The organism is Burkholderia sp. AU39826 (assembly GCF_020419965.1).
GTDB lineage: Bacteria > Pseudomonadota > Gammaproteobacteria > Burkholderiales > Burkholderiaceae > Burkholderia > Burkholderia semiarida.
Genome location: NZ_JAIZQG010000002.1, coordinates 394089 through 409945 on the forward strand (window position 1 = coordinate 394089; position 15857 = coordinate 409945).

At 65.2% G+C, this 15857-nt stretch carries 14 protein-coding genes; 4 read left to right on the forward strand and 10 right to left on the reverse strand.

All coding sequences use genetic code 11. From position 1 onward, the window contains the following. Nucleotides 1-19 precede the first annotated feature (19 nt). The 3 genes from LGM42_RS06620 to LGM42_RS06630 form a co-directional block, all read right to left on the reverse strand. Nucleotides 20-946, reverse strand: a complete 927-nt coding sequence (locus tag LGM42_RS06620; RefSeq protein WP_226231838.1) for a sugar kinase — start codon at nucleotides 944-946, stop codon at nucleotides 20-22. Between the two features lie 3 nt (nucleotides 947-949). Further along, the gene (rimO, locus tag LGM42_RS06625; RefSeq protein WP_226231839.1) at nucleotides 950-2311 is read right to left on the reverse strand and encodes a 30S ribosomal protein S12 methylthiotransferase RimO; all 1362 of its coding nucleotides are present in this window, start codon (nucleotides 2309-2311) and stop codon (nucleotides 950-952) included. A 189-nt stretch (nucleotides 2312-2500) separates the two neighbouring features. Then, nucleotides 2501-2770: a hypothetical protein gene (locus tag LGM42_RS06630; RefSeq protein WP_226231840.1), complete on the reverse strand. Its 270-nt coding sequence runs from the start codon at nucleotides 2768-2770 to the stop codon at nucleotides 2501-2503. Nucleotides 2771-2843: 73 nt separating this feature from the next. On the opposite strand from LGM42_RS06630, the gene LGM42_RS06635 reads away from it, so the two are divergent. From LGM42_RS06635 to LGM42_RS06645, 3 genes are all read left to right on the forward strand, one after another. Continuing rightward, nucleotides 2844-3422 carry an inclusion body family protein gene (locus LGM42_RS06635; RefSeq protein ID WP_059583513.1) on the forward strand — a complete coding sequence of 193 codons (579 nt, stop codon included), beginning with the start codon at nucleotides 2844-2846 and terminating at the stop codon, nucleotides 3420-3422. Nucleotides 3423-3798: 376 nt separating this feature from the next. Continuing rightward, nucleotides 3799-4053: a hypothetical protein gene (locus LGM42_RS06640; protein WP_226231841.1), complete on the forward strand. Its 255-nt coding sequence runs from the start codon at nucleotides 3799-3801 to the stop codon at nucleotides 4051-4053. Between the two features lie 833 nt (nucleotides 4054-4886). Then, nucleotides 4887-5162, forward strand: a complete 276-nt coding sequence (locus tag LGM42_RS06645) for a hypothetical protein (protein ID WP_081059350.1) — start codon at nucleotides 4887-4889, stop codon at nucleotides 5160-5162. Nucleotides 5163-5394: 232 nt separating this feature from the next. On the opposite strand, the gene phaR is transcribed toward LGM42_RS06645, so the two are convergent. From phaR to LGM42_RS06675, 6 genes are all read right to left on the reverse strand, one after another. Further along, nucleotides 5395-5961 (reverse strand): polyhydroxyalkanoate synthesis repressor PhaR, encoded by a 567-nt coding sequence (gene phaR, locus LGM42_RS06650; protein WP_006485265.1) that lies wholly within the window; start codon nucleotides 5959-5961, stop codon nucleotides 5395-5397. A gap of 118 nt (nucleotides 5962-6079) precedes the next feature. Then, the gene (locus LGM42_RS06655) at nucleotides 6080-6820 is read right to left on the reverse strand and encodes a 3-ketoacyl-ACP reductase (protein ID WP_059583517.1); all 741 of its coding nucleotides are present in this window, start codon (nucleotides 6818-6820) and stop codon (nucleotides 6080-6082) included. A 218-nt stretch (nucleotides 6821-7038) separates the two neighbouring features. Further along, nucleotides 7039-8220 (reverse strand): acetyl-CoA C-acetyltransferase, encoded by a 1182-nt coding sequence (locus LGM42_RS06660; RefSeq protein WP_089464802.1) that lies wholly within the window; start codon nucleotides 8218-8220, stop codon nucleotides 7039-7041. A 99-nt stretch (nucleotides 8221-8319) separates the two neighbouring features. Then, on the reverse strand, nucleotides 8320-10182 hold the full coding sequence (gene phaC / locus LGM42_RS06665; protein ID WP_226231842.1) for a class I poly(R)-hydroxyalkanoic acid synthase: 1863 nt from the start codon (nucleotides 10180-10182) through the stop codon (nucleotides 8320-8322). A 356-nt stretch (nucleotides 10183-10538) separates the two neighbouring features. Next, nucleotides 10539-11378, reverse strand: a complete 840-nt coding sequence (pgeF, locus tag LGM42_RS06670; protein WP_226231843.1) for a peptidoglycan editing factor PgeF — start codon at nucleotides 11376-11378, stop codon at nucleotides 10539-10541. Nucleotides 11379-11384: 6 nt separating this feature from the next. After that, complete coding sequence (locus tag LGM42_RS06675) at nucleotides 11385-12593, reverse strand: RluA family pseudouridine synthase (protein WP_226231844.1); 1209 nt, start codon at nucleotides 12591-12593, stop codon at nucleotides 11385-11387. A gap of 41 nt (nucleotides 12594-12634) precedes the next feature. Here LGM42_RS06675 and LGM42_RS06680 point away from each other — a divergent pair, with 41 nt between their 5' ends. Continuing rightward, entirely contained in the window at nucleotides 12635-13459 is an 825-nt protein-coding gene (locus tag LGM42_RS06680) for an outer membrane protein assembly factor BamD (RefSeq protein ID WP_046545840.1), read from the forward strand. A gap of 122 nt (nucleotides 13460-13581) precedes the next feature. Here LGM42_RS06680 and LGM42_RS06685 read toward each other — a convergent pair whose 3' ends face one another. After that, nucleotides 13582-15831 (reverse strand): ATP-dependent DNA helicase, encoded by a 2250-nt coding sequence (locus tag LGM42_RS06685; protein WP_226231845.1) that lies wholly within the window; start codon nucleotides 15829-15831, stop codon nucleotides 13582-13584. Nucleotides 15832-15857: the final 26 nt, after the last annotated feature.

Consider the following 15857-nt stretch of genomic DNA (forward strand, 5'->3'; position numbering starts at 1 on the left):
CCGGCTTGCGCGTTTCGCGTCAGCCCTGCATCAGGCGTTCCACCGCATCGCGGTGCGGAATCGGCGCGACCGCGCCGTAACCGGTCGTCGACAGCGCCGCCGCCGCGTTGGCATAGCGCGCGGCCGCGAACGGATCGTCGCCCGCGACGATCCGCGCGACGAACGCGCCGCCGAAGCAGTCGCCCGCGCCAGTCGCGTCGACGGCCTCGACCGCGAAGCCCGGCACGACGCGCCGCTCGTTCGGCGTCGCGACATACGCGCCTTCCTTGCCGAGCTTCAGCGCGACGACCCGCGGCCCGTGTTCGAGCATCGCGTCGACGATCGCGTCACGATCGTTCGCGCCCGTGAGCGCCGTGACATCGTCCCAGCTCGGCAGGCAGATGTCCGTCTGCCGCAGCGCCTCGCGCATCACCGCGCGGGCACGCGGCAGCGGCCACAGCTTCAGCCGCAGGTTCGTGTCGAAGCTGACCTGCGCGCCGTTGCTGCGCGCATGATCGATCGCCGCGAATGCCGCGTCGCACGCGGCCGTGCTGATCGCAAGACTGATGCCCGACAAATGCACGGCCTTGGCCGCGGCCAGCGCGTCGAACGGCAGATCGGCCGCTACATAGCGACTCGCCGCCGACCCCGCGCGCAGATAGTCGAACTGATGGCCGTCGGCGCCGTGCGTGACGAAATACACGCCGGTCGGCGCCGAACGGTCGATCCGCACGTACGTCGTGTCGACGCGTTCCGACGCCCACATGTCGGCCAGCAGGCGGCCGAACGGATCGTCGCCGATCGCCGACACGAAGCCCGTCGACGCGCCCTGGCGCGCCGCCGCGATGCAGAAGTTCGACGTATCGCCGCCGAAGCCCTGCAGGAATTCAGGACGCCCCGGCTGCGACTGGTTGAATTCGATCATCGCCTCGCCGAGCGCGAGAATCTCCGGGAATGCGGCGGCCATCGCTTACACCTCGCCCCACAGATCGTGCCCGTCGGCGCCCGTGATCTTCACGGACACGAAATCGCCGACCTTGTAGCGCTTCGATGCCTTCGCCGCCGGCTCGACGTAGACGACGCCGTCGATTTCCGGCGCGTCGGCTGCCGTGCGGCCGATGCCGCCTTCTGCGCTCACCTCATCGATCAGCACCTTGAGCGTCTTGCCGACCTTGCGCTGCATGCGGTTCGCCGATACTTCCTCGGCGACTTCCATGAAGCGCGCGCGGCGTTCCTCGCGGACTTCGTCCGGCAGCGCGCCATCGAGGTCGTTCGCGGTCGCGCCTTCGACCGGCGAATACGCGAAACAGCCGACGCGATCGAGTTCCGCGTCGCGGATGAAGTCGAGCAGCGTTTCGAACTGCGCTTCCGTCTCGCCGGGGAAGCCCGCGATGAACGTGCTGCGGATCGTCAGGTCCGGGCAGATCTCGCGCCACTTCTGCACGCGCTCGAGCACCTTCTCCGCGTTCGCCGGACGCTTCATGCGCTTCAGCACGTCCGGGTGCGCGTGCTGGAACGGCACGTCGAGATACGGCAGCACGTGGCCCTTGAACGGGCCTTCGGCCATCAGCGGAATCACTTCGTCGACGCTCGGATACGGGTACACGTAGTGCAGGCGCACCCACGCGCCGTACTGCGCGGCGAGTTCGCCGAGCGCGGCGACCAGGTCGGTCATGCGCGTCTTGATCGGCTTGCCGTTCCAGAAGCCCGTGCGGTACTTCACGTCGACGCCGTATGCGCTCGTGTCCTGCGAGATCACGAGCAGTTCCTTCACGCCCGACTTGAACAGGTTCTCGGCTTCGAGCATCACTTCGGCGACCGGGCGCGATACCAGATCGCCGCGCATCGACGGGATGATGCAGAACGTGCAGCGGTGGTTGCAGCCTTCGGAGATCTTCAGGTATGCGTAGTGACGCGGCGTGAGCTTGATGCCGGCCGCGGGCACGAGGTCGACGAACGGGTCGTGCGGCTTCGGCAGGTGCGAATGCACGGCCTGCATCACTTCGCCCACCGCGTGCGGGCCGGTGACGGCGAGCACCTTCGGGTGGACTTCCTCGATCAGGTTCGAGCCGCTTGCGCTCGACTTCGCGCCGAGGCAGCCGGTGACGATCACCTTGCCGTTTTCGGTCAGCGCTTCGCCGATCGCGTCGAGGCTTTCCTGCACGGCTTCGTCGATGAAGCCGCAGGTGTTCACGACGACGAGGTCGGCGCCGTCGTAGCTGCCGGAGATTTCATAACCTTCGGCGCGCAGTTGCGTGATGATCTGTTCGGAATCGACGAGCGCTTTCGGGCAGCCGAGGCTGACAAAGCCTACTTTGGGGGACTGAGACATCTGGGGTGTGGGGGCGTGGCGGCAAAAGCGTGAGTTTACAGCCGTTTAGGGGCGGCGAGGCAAAATCCCGCAGCGCTAGCCGGCGCGCGCCCATGCCGGGTGCTCGTCGGCTCCGTGCGGGTCATTGACGATCGCGTCGGGGGACGGACGGTCCGCATCCCCCGCCCCTCACGGCGCGGGCAAAGCGTGTTAATGGGGACAGAAAACCGGAATTGCGGGCTTTATCCGGCCCCGGGCGCGCTGGCGCGTGGTCGAAACCTTCGACCAGATCTTCACGACACCACGGCTCCTGATGGTGCCATTCCCGTTTATGCCGACAAGGCGATGTGTCGAAATATCGGGACGCCTCGACTTCTCGTAATTGCGCTGCGTTTCGATGCCATCCGCGCGTAATTGGCTGTAATGGATCGACTGTTTTCCAGCATGTACGGTTTGTCGTGCGTGAGCATCGAACAGCACGCCGCAAATCCAGGAACACGGCCTTATACGCGCCTACCAGGAATGCGAACCATCCACTTACCGAGGAAATGAAATGTACAAGGGACCCAGCGTTGACGCCAGCATTCAGGAAATCACGTTACTCTCGGTTATTAATGCAGAAAAAGTAATAGAAGAAGCGAATGGGAAAGTGTCGTCCGACAAAAGCCGCCCCGTCCAGGTCGGGCACAATCACCAGTACCTGCTGTGCGACGACCCCTATCGCCCATCCGAAAACCAAGGGGCATGGAATATCAAGTTCTATGCAAAGAAGTTCGATTCCGTCAATTTTACCGGAACCACGATTCACACCAATTCACGCTACGCCGTCATTGTCTACGATCTTGTCCATCAGAGCGGCGATAACGTATTGGATTTGCGCCCGGGAATCGGGCTGACCCACCGCGGCTATACGTTGGCGCGGGCCGCGGAGCCCAATCCGGAGACGAAGGACGGCCTTGATGCGATTCATGTCCCGAGGTCGTTCTCGCTCTTCGACACGCGCGTCATTGGAAACGGAACGGAGAGTTTCTGGATCCGGTTTGCGTTGTATACGCTCGCGCCCGATGGGGAAACGCAAAAGTTCCATAGCTACTACGAATGGGATCCGACGATCACCACCTTGGCGCTGTGAGCCGACGCGTGCGCGTTGCGTGACACGTGCTCGCTTCGGTCGAGTGGGCACGCCTGTCAGGGACCGTCACGCTCGACACCGCCGATCAGGCGGCAACCATTCATCAGCGTGTCGTCGCGCCACATTCGGGCGGCGGCGCGACGAGCACGCTGAGCGATTCTGCCCGGCACAACGGCTAACGCGCCATGGATACATCGCTTCCTGGCGACCCTGTTCTCTCATGCGTGCCACCGCCTGATGATCTGCTTCACCTTCTGCAAAGGCGACATGGCGCGCCATCGGCGCCACATGCCACACCGAAATCGGCCCGAACCCAGCCGGCCGCTATGCGAAAATCGAACCCTCCACCCTTTTCAATCGACCCAACGGGGTTCGCATGACCACGCACATCACGATCGAATTCACCGAGCACGCGGCGGAAGCCGTCGGCGAGCAAACGAGCACCAGCTTTTCGTATGATCAGGGCGCGCACGTCCCGCAACCGGGCGACTTCGTCGAGCTCGAAAACTCCCGGCAGACGTTTCTCGTGATCGGCCGCGTGTTCTCGCTCAAGGCGAACTACAGCGCGGTCAAGCTCGTTCTCGATCTACCGCCGTCGGATGACGAACATGGATTCGATCCGGAATCCTGACGCCTCCAGTTCCGTGACGCAATCGCCAAAAATCCGCCGCAGCAGGCCCGTACTCGCTCCGATGCTCGCGCCGGATACGTTGCTGCCGTCAAGCACCGATTGAACCAGACCGCATCGTCGCCATCGCCGATCGACCACAGCGCCACGTCTCGTTGCGGTCGGCCGGTTGTCGGCGCAGGCGCGCGACTATCGCTATCGACCGTCCCCGCACGCACCCAGCCTGTGCGCCACCGTTATCGCATGCCTGCGCGTCGCAGCACGCCGCCGGGCGAATCTTCCCGCCATCGCCTGTAGCGTTCCGAAACGCGCATACGAAACGTGCGCGCCCCGCGCATCGCCCGGTACGAAGTCGCCGTTCACGTCGAAGCCCGCCAACGGGCCGCCCGTCTATTTCGCGAGCACCGATGCGCGGCCCGCGCCAGCGCGATCAGCGCTTGCCCGACCGATCGGCCGGCACGGCGGCTCGCTCGTCGCTGGCCTCGGGTTTGTCGATGAATCGTATTCAAAAAATCCGACCGACAAAATAAAAATAGAAAAACAAACCACATGAAAATCGCCAAACCACACCACGACTCAAAACCACAACTCGAAATAATCCATAAATTTATTTTTTACGACCACCCAATCACCGCATTCTTTGCAAACCATCACAACACACAATTCGCAAAAATATTTTGAAATAGTCAATAATCCACAAAAATCATTTCCAAATCCGCCACCCCCATCCAACACCCGATCAATCTCCAATATATTCGACACCTATTCAGCCTGGCAACACTGAACCGCGCATTACCCGTACCACAACCAAGTCATCCATTCACCAAGGAAAGACCATGAGAAAACTCGCGGCCGCCCTCGTTTCGGCCATGATGCTTGCTGCATCCTCGTACGCCTCTGCGGAATCGCTTTGCAAGGCAGGCAAGATCGACAAGATCGAAACCGATACGAGCGGCAACCTCCTCGTATCCATCAACGATGGCATTTACTCGTTCAGCGCCAAGGAAGTTTTTCCGATCATCTACTCGGCATTTTCCGAAAATAGAAATATTTTTATTTACGGAAACAACTGCTCGAACGGATCGGCGGCAAGCCGCTTCGCGGTTCGATAAGCCGGCTGAAAATCCGGCCATCGGCATCTTTTACAATCAGCGCTTTATCTGATATTCGGCCGACCGGGCTTTGCCGGTCGGCCTTTTTAATTTGCACTGATGCGCCACGGTACGACAACGTCCATGCACTCGCGGGCAATGCCACCGTGCGGACAATCGTTCCGCGAAACGGCCCGTTGCCGTCCCGCGCGATGCCGGCGCGACACTTTGCGCGCCCACGCCGGATCGCCGCTTACTTCTTCTCCGGTTCCGACGCTCCCGGCTGCTTGAACGGGAACGTGCTGAACATCGATTTCGCCTGGTTCTGCATCTGTTCCTGCATCTGCACGAACATGTTCTTCGACTGCTCGATGTAGCTCGTCATCATCCCTTGCATCATCGGCGCCTGCATGTTCATGAACTGCGACCAGACTTCCGGATTCATCGCGTTCCCTTCGTACAGGTTCTTCGATTGATCCGCGAGCTTGTTCTGGATGTCGATGAACGCCTGGATGTTCTTTTCCAGGTACGTGCCCATCATGCCCTGCATCGCATGACCGTAGAAACGGATGATCTGCGACAGCATCGACGAAGAGAACATCGGCACGCCGCCGCTTTCCTCTTCGAGGATGATCTGCAGGAGGATGCTGCGCGTCAGGTCTTCGTTGGATTTCGCATCGACGACCTTGAAATCCTCCTGCTCCAGCACGAGCTGCTTCACGTCGGTCAGCGTAATGTACGTGCTTGTCTCGGTATCGTAGAGCCGGCGGTTCGGATACTTCTTGATGAGCCGTTCGGCCGTCTTCTTTGTAGTAGTCATGTAACGCCTTTGAGTGCAGCGTAGCGCAAGTGACGAATCCCCGCCGCCCGAATCCGGGAGGCGGGGGCCTTCGGAAAACGCCCGGCCGCGCGGCCATCCGCCCGCGCGGCCCGGACGCTCAGCCCATGTGCAGGCCGCCGTTCAGCGAGAAGTCGGCGCCCGTCGCGAAGCCGGAATCGTTCGACGCGAGCCACGCGACGATCGAGCCGATTTCTTCCGGCCCGCCGAGACGCCGCACCGGAATCGTCGCAACGATCTTCTCGAGCACGTCCGGACGGATCGCCTTCACCATGTCGGTACCGATGTAGCCCGGCGACACGGTGTTGACCGTCACGCCCTTCGTCGCGACTTCCTGTGCGAGCGACATCGTGAAGCCGTGAATGCCGGCCTTCGCGGTCGAGTAGTTCGTCTGACCGAATTGCCCCTTCTGGCCGTTCACCGACGAAATGTTGATGATGCGGCCCCAGCCACGTTCGACCATCCCGTCGATCACCTGCTTCGTCACGTTGAACAGGCTCGTCAGGTTCGTGTCGATCACCGCCGTCCAGTCTTCATGCGTCATCTTGCGGAACACGACGTCGCGCGTGATGCCCGCGTTGTTGACCAGCACGTCGATCTCGCCGACTTCGGCCTTCACCTTGTCGAATGCTGCCTTGGTCGAGTCCCAGTCGCCGACGTTGCCTTCCGACGCGATGAAGTCGTACCCGAGCGCCTTCTGGTCCTCGAGCCATTTCACCCGGCGCGGCGAGTTCGGGCCGCAACCTGCCACCACCTTGAAGCCGTCCTTCGACAGACGCTGGCAAATGCTGGTGCCGATGCCGCCCATCCCGCCGGTTACGTACGCAATTCGCTGAGACATAAATCTCACTCCATTTTTTGGTTTCGAGAGCTGCCGGAGCCCCCTCTGACTTCACGTGACGCCGGCCGAAGCCGCAATCGGCCGGCGCACGGATTCGGTTCGCCGATGGCGAACGGCTGGTTACGGACGGCTGGTTACGGACGGCCGGTCACGGACGGCCGGTCACGGACGGCCGGTCACGGACGGCCGGTCACGGACGGCCGGTCACGGACGGCCGGTCACGGACGCTCGACCGCGAGCGCGACGCCCATCCCGCCGCCGATGCACAGCGACGCCAGCCCGCGCTTCGCATCGCGCTTGGCCATCTCGTGCAGCAGCGTCACCAGGATCCGGCAGCCCGACGCGCCGATCGGGTGACCGATCGCGATCGCCCCGCCGTTCACGTTCACCTTCGACGTGTCCCAGCCCATTTGCTTGTGCACCGCCAGCGCCTGCGCCGCGAACGCCTCGTTGATCTCCATCAGGTCCAGGTCGCCCGGCGTCCAACCCGCGCGCTCCAGGCACCGGCGCGAGGCCGGCACCGGACCCATGCCCATCACGCTCGGATCCACGCCCGCGTTCGCGTACGCCTTGATCCGCGCCAGCGGCGTCAGGCCCAGCGCCGCCGCCTTCTGCGCCGACATCACCAGCACGGCCGCCGCGCCGTCGTTCAGCCCCGACGCATTCGCCGCCGTCACCGAGCCGTCCTTCGCGAACGCCGGCTTCAGCCCGGCCAGCGATTCGGCCGTCACGCCGTGACGCACGAACTCGTCGGTCGCGAACTGCAGCGGCTCGCCCTTGCGTTGCGGGATCGACACCGGCACGATCTCGTCGTTGAAGCGCCCGGCCTTCTGCGCGGCTTCCGCCTTGTTCTGCGACAGCGCCGCGAACGCGTCCTGCTCCTCGCGCGTGATCCCGTATTCCTTCGCGACGTTCTCCGCCGTGATGCCCATGTGGTACTGGTTGTACACATCCCACAGGCCGTCGACGATCATCGTGTCGACCAGCTTCGCGTCGCCCATCCGGAAGCCGTCGCGCGAGCCCGGCAGCACGTGCGGCGCCGCGCTCATGTTCTCCTGGCCGCCCGCGATCACGATGTCCGCGTCGCCCGCGACGATCGCGTTCGCCGCCAGCATCACGGCCTTCAGGCCCGAGCCGCACACCTTGTTGATCGTCATGCCCGGCACGGCGCTCGGCAACCCCGCCTTGATCAGCGACTGCCGCGCCGGGTTCTGCCCGGAGCCGGCCGTCAGCACCTGGCCCATGATCACTTCGCTGACCTGCTCGGGCTTCACGCCCGCACGCTCCAGCACCGCGCGGATCACCGTCGCGCCCAGTTCAGGCGCCGCCACCTTCGCCAGCGAGCCGCCGAATTTGCCGACCGCGGTCCGCGCGGCCGATACGATCACTACGTCCGTCATTTCCCTTTCCTCCAGGCCCGCACGACACGGCGCATCGTTACCGGCCCTGTTAAAAAAACTGCGGTGCACCGGACAGCGTGCGCCGCTGTCTGGTTTTCGTCAATCGCGCTGCAACACGTAGCGCCCGGGCGCCGGCTCGATCACCGGGAATTGCGCGGAACCGGGCTGGGCCGGCGGCGCGATCTTGCGGCCGCCGTACGCGTCGAGCCACTCGACCCACGTCGGCCACCAGCTTCCCGGCTGCTCGGTCGCCGCGGCGAACCAGTCGTCCGCGGATTCGGGCAGGTCGTCGTTGACCCAGTAGCTGCGCTTCTTCTTCGCCGGCGGGTTGATCACGCCCGCGATGTGCCCCGACGCGCCGAGCACGAACTTCAGCGGGCCCGACAGGATCGACGTCGATGCGTAGGCCGTCTGCCACGGCACGATGTGATCCTCGCGCGAACCATAGATGAAGGTCGGCACGTCGATCAGCGACAGGTCGACCGATTCCCCGCACACGGTCAGCGCCCCCGGCTCGCGCAGCTTGTTCTCGAGATAGGTATGGCGCAGGTACCACGCGTACATCGGGCCCGGCAGGCTCGTCGAATCGCTGTTCCAGTACAGCAGGTCGAACGGCGCGGGCGTGCGGCCCTTCAGGTAGTTGTCGACGACGTAGTTCCACACGAGATCGTTCGGCCGCAGGAACGAGAACGTGTTCGCGAACTCGACGCCGCGCATCAGCCCCGGTTGCGCGCCGTTCTTGCCGCCGATGGTCTGCTCGCGCATCTGCACGTGCGCCTCGTCGACGAACACGTCGAGGATGCCCGTATCGGTGAAGTCGAGCATCGCGGTGAGCAGCGTCATCGACGCGGCCGGATGTTCGCCGCGTGCGGCGAGCACCGCGAGCGCGGTCGCGAGCATCGTGCCGCCGACGCAGAAGCCCAGCGTGTTGATCTGCTCGCGGCCGCTGATCTGCTGCACCGCGTCGATCGCGGCGAGCAGCCCTTCGTTCATGTAGTCGTCCCAGGTCTTGTGCGCGACCGACGCATCCGCGTTGCGCCACGACACGAGAAACACCTGATGGCCGTTCGACAGCGCGTGCGCGACGAGCGAATTCTCGGGCTGCAGGTCGAGGATGTAGAACTTGTTGATGCACGGCGGGACGATCAGCAGCGGCCGCTCGAACACCTTGTCCGTCTTCGGCGTGTACTGGATCAGCTGGATCAGGTCGTTCTCGTACACGACCGCGCCTTCGGTACACCCGAGGTTCTTGCCGACCACGAACTGCGATTCGTCGGTTTGCGAAATCTTGCCGCGCTGCAGATCGCCGAGCAGGTTCATCATCCCCTGCCGCAGGCTTTCGCCGTGCGTCTCGAGGATCGATTTCTGTGCTTCGGGATTGAGTGCGAGGAAGTTGCTCGGCGCGGCGGCGGCCGTCCACTGCTGGACCGTGAAACGGATGCGCTCGCGCGTCTTCGGATCGGTCTGCAACGCGTCGGCCAGCTCCTGCAGGTAACGCGCGTTGAGCAGATACCAGGCAGCCGCAAACGCATGCGCGGGCGACGCCTTCCACGCGTCGCCGCTGAAGCGGCGGTCTTTCAACTCCGGCGACTCGAGCTTCGCGGCGGCCGCCTGCTGCATCAGCGTCATGCAATCGCGCGCGTAGTCGGCCTGCAATGCCTGGAGCCGTTCGGGCGGAATCGCGGCAACCGGCAGCTTCAGCCCCGCGAACGGCGACGCCATCGCGCCGAGGTCGGGCATCGACGGCATCTGGAACGGGAACGACGTCGGGAACTGGAATGTCGCGAACGGATTGACGGAGGCCGACGCCGTCGCGGCGCGCGCCGGATCCGCAAAACCACGCCACGCGTTCAACCACGACTCGAACATCTGCTGCATCGGCTGGGCAGCCGGATCGAAACCGGTGCTGCCCGCGGAAGTGCCCGCATGCGCGGACGTCGACGAATTTTTCGATGCTGTCATTACCTGCCTTACCGGTGATTCGTGAGCGTCAATCGTGAAATCCTGCTCGCGCGCGGCGTGCCGGCTGCGAGCCGGGCCGTCATGCTCTGGAGAGGCGTCTCCAGATTCTGCCGCAGTGCGGTATTTTTATCATTATCGTTTTCCCCATGTGATGCGCGATCAAACCACTGAACATTTCTGCACGGAGATAATCCTCGCACAACAGACGGGACAAGGGTTCCGACAAAACATAAAACATTTTTTCTGGCTTGACGTCGGAATTTTTCATTCAGTCGCGCATGCAACGCCGCATTGCCGCCTCAATATCGAGATAAAGCGATTTCGCGGCGCAACAAAACCCGCGCATGCGCGTGCGATCAATCGGCGAGCCAGATTGCCGCGGCCATGCGGCCCGTCACGCGGTCGCGTCGATACGAATAGAAGCGCGTGCGTTCGGCGACCGTGCAAGCCGTCCCGCCGCTCACGTGCGCCACCCCCGCACGCGCGAGTCGCAGGCGCGCGAGCGCGTAGAGATCGGCGAGAAACTTGCCGGGCGCGCCGTCGATCGCGACGAACGCATGACGGGTTTCATCATGCTCCGACTGCGAAGCCGTGTCGAGAAACGCATCGCGCACGTCGGCGCCGACCTCGAACGCCCGCGGGCCGATCGCCGGCCCGAGATAGGCATGCAGCGTGTCCGCCGCGCCGCCCGCGAGCGCCGCGACGCGCGCCGCGGTCTGCTCGACGATGCCGGCCGCGAGCCCGCGCCAGCCCGCATGCGCGGCGCCGACCGCGCGGCCCTGCGCGTCGCACAGCAGCACGGGCAGGCAATCGGCCACCATCACGACGCAGACGGCGCCTGGCTGGTCCGTGACGCTCGCGTCGGCCTGCACCGGCGCCGTGGCGGCAGGCGCCGCGGCGATCACCGCGTCCGCCTGCACGATCTGCGCGCCGTGAACCTGCTCGAGCCATGCGGCGCTCGACTGGCCCGCGAGCGCGAGCACGCGCGCGCGATTGACGGCGACATGGTCCGGATCGTCGCCGGTATGCAGGCCGAGATTCATCCCGCCCGGCAGCGCGGCACCGTCGTGCCAGCGCCCGTACGGACCTTCGCTCACACCGCCGTTGCGCGTCGTGATCAGCGCACGCACGCGCGGCGACACCCGCCAGTCGGGCTGCACGCAGTCCTGCCACGTCAACGGCGCCAGGTTCGTCATCGGCACTCACTCCTCCTCATCGTCCAGATACGGCTCGTCGTCGTGATACTCGCCGCCGAAATCGTCATCGTCGTAGACACCGTCGTCGTCGTCGAATTCCTCGTCGCCCTGCCCGAAGCCGAGCGCCGCGACGAGCGCGTTCATGTCGTGCGGCAGCGGGCAGCGCCATTGCATCGCCTTGCCCGTGACCGGATGCACGAGGCCGAGCCGCCACGCATGCAGCGCCTGCCGTGCGAATCCGTCCGGCAGCGGCGTGACCGAACGCTTGCCGCGCGCATGCCCGTAGACCGGATCGCCGAGCAGCGGGTGCCCGGCGTGCGCGCAATGCACGCGGATCTGGTGCGTGCGGCCGGTCTCGAGATCGCACTGAATCGCGGACACCGGCTGACGTTGCCACAGGCATGTGTCAACCGTGCGGAAATGCGTGCGCGCGGGCTTGCCCGACGCCCCCGTGACGACGGCCATGCGCGTCCGCTCGCGCGGGTCGCGGCCGATCGGCGCGTCGATCGTGCCCTCCTCCGGCATCGTGCCCCACACGAGCGCGAAATAGCGGCGCTTCACCGTGCGGGCCTGCAACTGGCGTACGAGGTCGGTCTGCGCGGCCAGCGTGCGTGCGACCACCATCAGGCCGGAAGTTTCCTTGTCGAGCCGGTGGACGATCCCTGCCCGCGGCAGGCCGGCCGCCGCGTCGCCGTAGCGGTGCAGCAGACCGTTGAGGATCGTGCCGCTCCAGTTGCCGGCGGCCGGATGCACGACGAGGCCGGCCGGCTTGTTGATGACGACGAGCGCGTCATCCTCGTAGATCACGTCGAGCGGCACGGGCTCAGGCGTGAACGCGAGCTGCTCGGGCAGCAGGTCGGGCACGAGCGCGATCTTCGCGCCGAGCGGCACCGGCTGGCGGATCTTCGCCGGCGCGCCGTCGACGAGCACACGCTGCGCCTCGATCCAGCTCTGCAGGCGGCTGCGCGAGAATTCGGGGAACAGTTGGGCGAGCGCCTTGTCGAGCCGTTCGCCGGCGAGCGACAGCGGCACTTCGACGATGCGCGGCGCGTCGTCGCCCGCCGCGGACGGCACCACGGGCGGCTGCATGGCGTCGCCGGCCAGATCGTCATCGAGGGAATCCCCCGACGCAGCGTCGGCGGGCCGATCGCTTGGGCTATAATCTTCGCGATTTGGTGTGCCCGGCTGGGCATTCTGCGAACTTGAACGGGTCATTTAGACTGGGTCACCGAGACTTGAAGCTAGGACATGCGAGCATGATGAATTCGACCAAACGCACGGCCAGAACCGTCGCCGCCCGGGCTGCGGCGGTAGCGGCCGCGGCCCTCATCGCCGGCTGCCACGGCTTGCCGCAGAAGCAGGACGAGACGGCTACCTGGTCGAACAACAAATTATACTCAGAGGCCCAGGACGCACTGTCCGGCGGCGACTGGGGCAAGTGCGCGAAATATTTCGAATCGCTGCAGGGCCGCGATCCGTTCGGCCATTTCGCGCAGCAGGCGCAGATCAACGTTGCCTACTGCAACTGGAAGGACAACGAAGCGGCAGCGGCCGATCAGGCCGTCGATCGCTTCATCCAGCTCCACCCCGATCACCCGGATATCCCCTACGCGTACTACCTGAAGGGAATGATCCACTTCAACGACGATCTCGGTCTGTTCGGGCGCTTCTCCGGCCAGGACATGAGCGAGCGCGACCCGCAGGCGCTGCGCGAATCGTACGATGCGTTCAAGGTGGTCGTCGACCGCTTCCCGAAGAGCAAGTACGCGCCCGATGCGGCCGCGCGGATGCGCTACATCGTCAACGCGCTCGCGTCGCACGAAGTGCATGCGGCCGACTACTACTACCGTCGTGGCGCGTATGTCGCGGCCATCAACCGCGCGCAGCTCGCGATCAAGGACTACAAGGGTGCGCCGGCGATCGAGGATGCGCTGCACATCATGATCCTGTCGTACGGCAAGCTGAACCAGCCGGAACTCGCCGAAGACACCAAGCGCGTGCTCGCGGGCACGTTCCCCGACAGCCCGTACGTGACGGGCCATTCGCGCCCCGGTACGAAGAAGTCGTGGTGGCAGTTCTGAAGCACGGCGCGACGTAATACCCCGGCGCGCACACAAAAAACCCGGCCAACGAGCCGGGTTTTTTATTGGCGCCGCATGCAGGCAGCGCCGGTGCGTTCGCGCGGCCAGCGCCGCGCATGCGGTCACGCGCGCTTGTCCGAGCGGTGCTCGTCGAAGAAATCCTGGACGACCGCGATCTCGCGCGTGCGCTTGAACGGCGGCAGGCTTTGCCAGATCCGGCGCCCGTACGGCTTGTCGACGAGCCGCGTATCGCAGATCATCAGCACGCCGCGATCCGTCTCGGCACGAATCAGCCGGCCCGCGCCCTGCTTCAGCGTGATCACGGCCTGCGGCAATTGATGCACCGCAAACGGGCTCAACCCCTTCTTCGTCAACGCATCGAGCCGCGCGGCCAGCACCGGATCGTCCGGCGGCGCGAACGGCAGCTTGTCGATCACGACCAGCGACAACGCATCGCCGCGCACGTCCACGCCTTCCCAGAAACTCTGGCTGCCGACTAGGATCGCATTGCCGTACGCGCGAAAGCGGTCGAGCAGCTCCGTGCGGCTTGCGTCGCCCTGCACGAGCAGCGGCGTGTTCCAGCCGCGCGATTCGATCACGTCGCGCAGCTTCGATGCGATCCGGTCGACCGCGCGCAGCGTCGTGCACAGCATGAACACGCCGCCGCCGGACGCCTCGATCGCCGGCAGCGCGGCATCGAACACGGCATCGGTGAACGCGGGCGAAGACGGCTGCGGCAGGTTGCGCGGCACGTACAGCAGCCCCTGCGACTGGTAATCGAACGGGCTGGCGAGCGTCATCGAACGGCGCGAGCTCAGGCCCATCTGCGCCGCGTAGTGCGTGAAATCGCCGCGCACCGACAGCGTGGCCGACGTGAACACCCATGCGCGCGGCACGCCCGCACGCTGCTTCGCGAAAATCGGCGCGACCGACAGCGGCGTTTCGTGCAGTTGCACGGTATGCGCGAACACCTCGACCCAGCGCACCTTCTCGTTCGGATCGCCGTCGGATGCCACGTTGTCGCCGGCGGCTGCCGCATCGGCCTGCGCGGCCGCTTTCGCCGCGCCGGGCGCGACCCAGCCCGCCAGCAGGTCCTGCAGCTCGCGGGCGCGGCGCAGGCACGCACCGAGCGATTCCGCGCGCTCGGCCTGGCTCGCGAGCGCCGATGCGAGCGCATCGAGCGCGACGTCGAGCGCGTCGAGCGCACCGAACATCGGGTGATCGTCGCCAAGTTGCGCGAGCGACATGCGCACGATCTGGTCGTTCGCGAACGCGAGGCGCAAGTCGCGCGCCGCGCGCTCGAGATCGCCGCCGAGCTTCACCCACTCGACCGCGTCGCGCGCATGGCTCAGGCCTTCGGCCACGGTGTCGCGCGCCAGCTCGAGAATCTGCGTCGTCGACAGCGTCTCGCCGAAGAACAGCGTCGCCGTCTCCGGCAACTGGTGCGCTTCGTCGAAGATGATCGTGTTCGCGTTCGGCAGCAGTTCGGCCATCCCCGTGTCGCGCAGCATGATGTCCGCGAAGAACAGGTGATGGTTGACGACGACGATGTCGGCCTGCTGGGCCTCGCGCCGCGCCTGCATCACGAAGCATTCCTTGTAGTGCGGGCATTCCTGGCCGAGGCAGTTGTCGCGCGTCGACGTGACCATCGACCACACGGGCGCGTTTTCGGGCACGCTCGCGAGTTCGGCCTTGTCGCCGCTCTTCGTGATTTTCGCGAAGCGGACGATTTCCTGCAGATAGGCCGTGTCCTGCCGCGACGGCAGCCGGCCGTTGTCGGCCGTGCGTTGCAGGTAGTAGTGGCACAGGTAGTTGGCGCGGCCCTTGAGCATCGCGACCGACACCGGCACCGCGAGCGCGTTGCGCACGGTCGGGATGTCGCGCAGGAACAATTGGTCCTGCAGGTGCTTCGTGCCGGTCGACACGATCACCTTGCCGCCCCACAGCATCGCGGGCACCAGATACGCGTAGGTCTTGCCGGTACCCGTGCCGGCCTCGACGATCAGCGTGTTGTCGCCTGCGTCGTGGTCGGATTCTGCGGCCGCGGCGTCGTCCGCGGCCGGCGCGGCCGTCTTGTCGGCCTCGCCCAAGCGGCGCGCCGGCCGCTTGCGGGTTTCGAAGATCTCGGGCTCCGGCATCCGGCGTGCGGATGCCTCCATCGCGGACGCGACCGCCCGCGCCATCTCGATCTGCGACGTACGCGGCCGGTAACCGTCGAGCGCACGCGCCAGCAATCCGCCTTCGCCGAAGATCGTGTCGAGTTCGTCGACGCGCTTGCGGCTCAGCTCGAAAGTGCCTTCGGGCGCACGAGCGCGCCCGGCGGACGTCGTGTCACGCCGGGCATCGGGGGTGGCTTCAAGCGGTGAATTCAAGGCAAGCGTTCCTGTGTCCAGCGCCC

Bases quoted from the DNA above. Each gene is read 5' to 3' on its own strand.
- LGM42_RS06620 (WP_226231838.1), bottom strand. From the start codon at position 946: ATGGCCGCCGCATTCCCGGAGATTCTCGCGCTCGGCGAGGCGATGATC.
- rimO (WP_226231839.1), bottom strand. From the start codon at position 2,311: ATGTCTCAGTCCCCCAAAGTAGGCTTTGTCAGCCTCGGCTGCCCGAAA.
- LGM42_RS06635 (WP_059583513.1), top strand. From the start codon at position 2,844: ATGTACAAGGGACCCAGCGTTGACGCCAGCATTCAGGAAATCACGTTA.
- LGM42_RS06640 (WP_226231841.1), top strand. From the start codon at position 3,799: ATGACCACGCACATCACGATCGAATTCACCGAGCACGCGGCGGAAGCC.
- LGM42_RS06645 (WP_081059350.1), top strand. From the start codon at position 4,887: ATGAGAAAACTCGCGGCCGCCCTCGTTTCGGCCATGATGCTTGCTGCA.
- phaR (WP_006485265.1), bottom strand. From the start codon at position 5,961: ATGACTACTACAAAGAAGACGGCCGAACGGCTCATCAAGAAGTATCCG.
- LGM42_RS06655 (WP_059583517.1), bottom strand. From the start codon at position 6,820: ATGTCTCAGCGAATTGCGTACGTAACCGGCGGGATGGGCGGCATCGGC.
- LGM42_RS06660 (WP_089464802.1), bottom strand. From the start codon at position 8,220: ATGACGGACGTAGTGATCGTATCGGCCGCGCGGACCGCGGTCGGCAAA.
- phaC (WP_226231842.1), bottom strand. From the start codon at position 10,182: ATGACAGCATCGAAAAATTCGTCGACGTCCGCGCATGCGGGCACTTCC.
- pgeF (WP_226231843.1), bottom strand. From the start codon at position 11,378: ATGACGAACCTGGCGCCGTTGACGTGGCAGGACTGCGTGCAGCCCGAC.
- LGM42_RS06675 (WP_226231844.1), bottom strand. From the start codon at position 12,593: ATGACCCGTTCAAGTTCGCAGAATGCCCAGCCGGGCACACCAAATCGC.
- LGM42_RS06680 (WP_046545840.1), top strand. From the start codon at position 12,635: ATGATGAATTCGACCAAACGCACGGCCAGAACCGTCGCCGCCCGGGCT.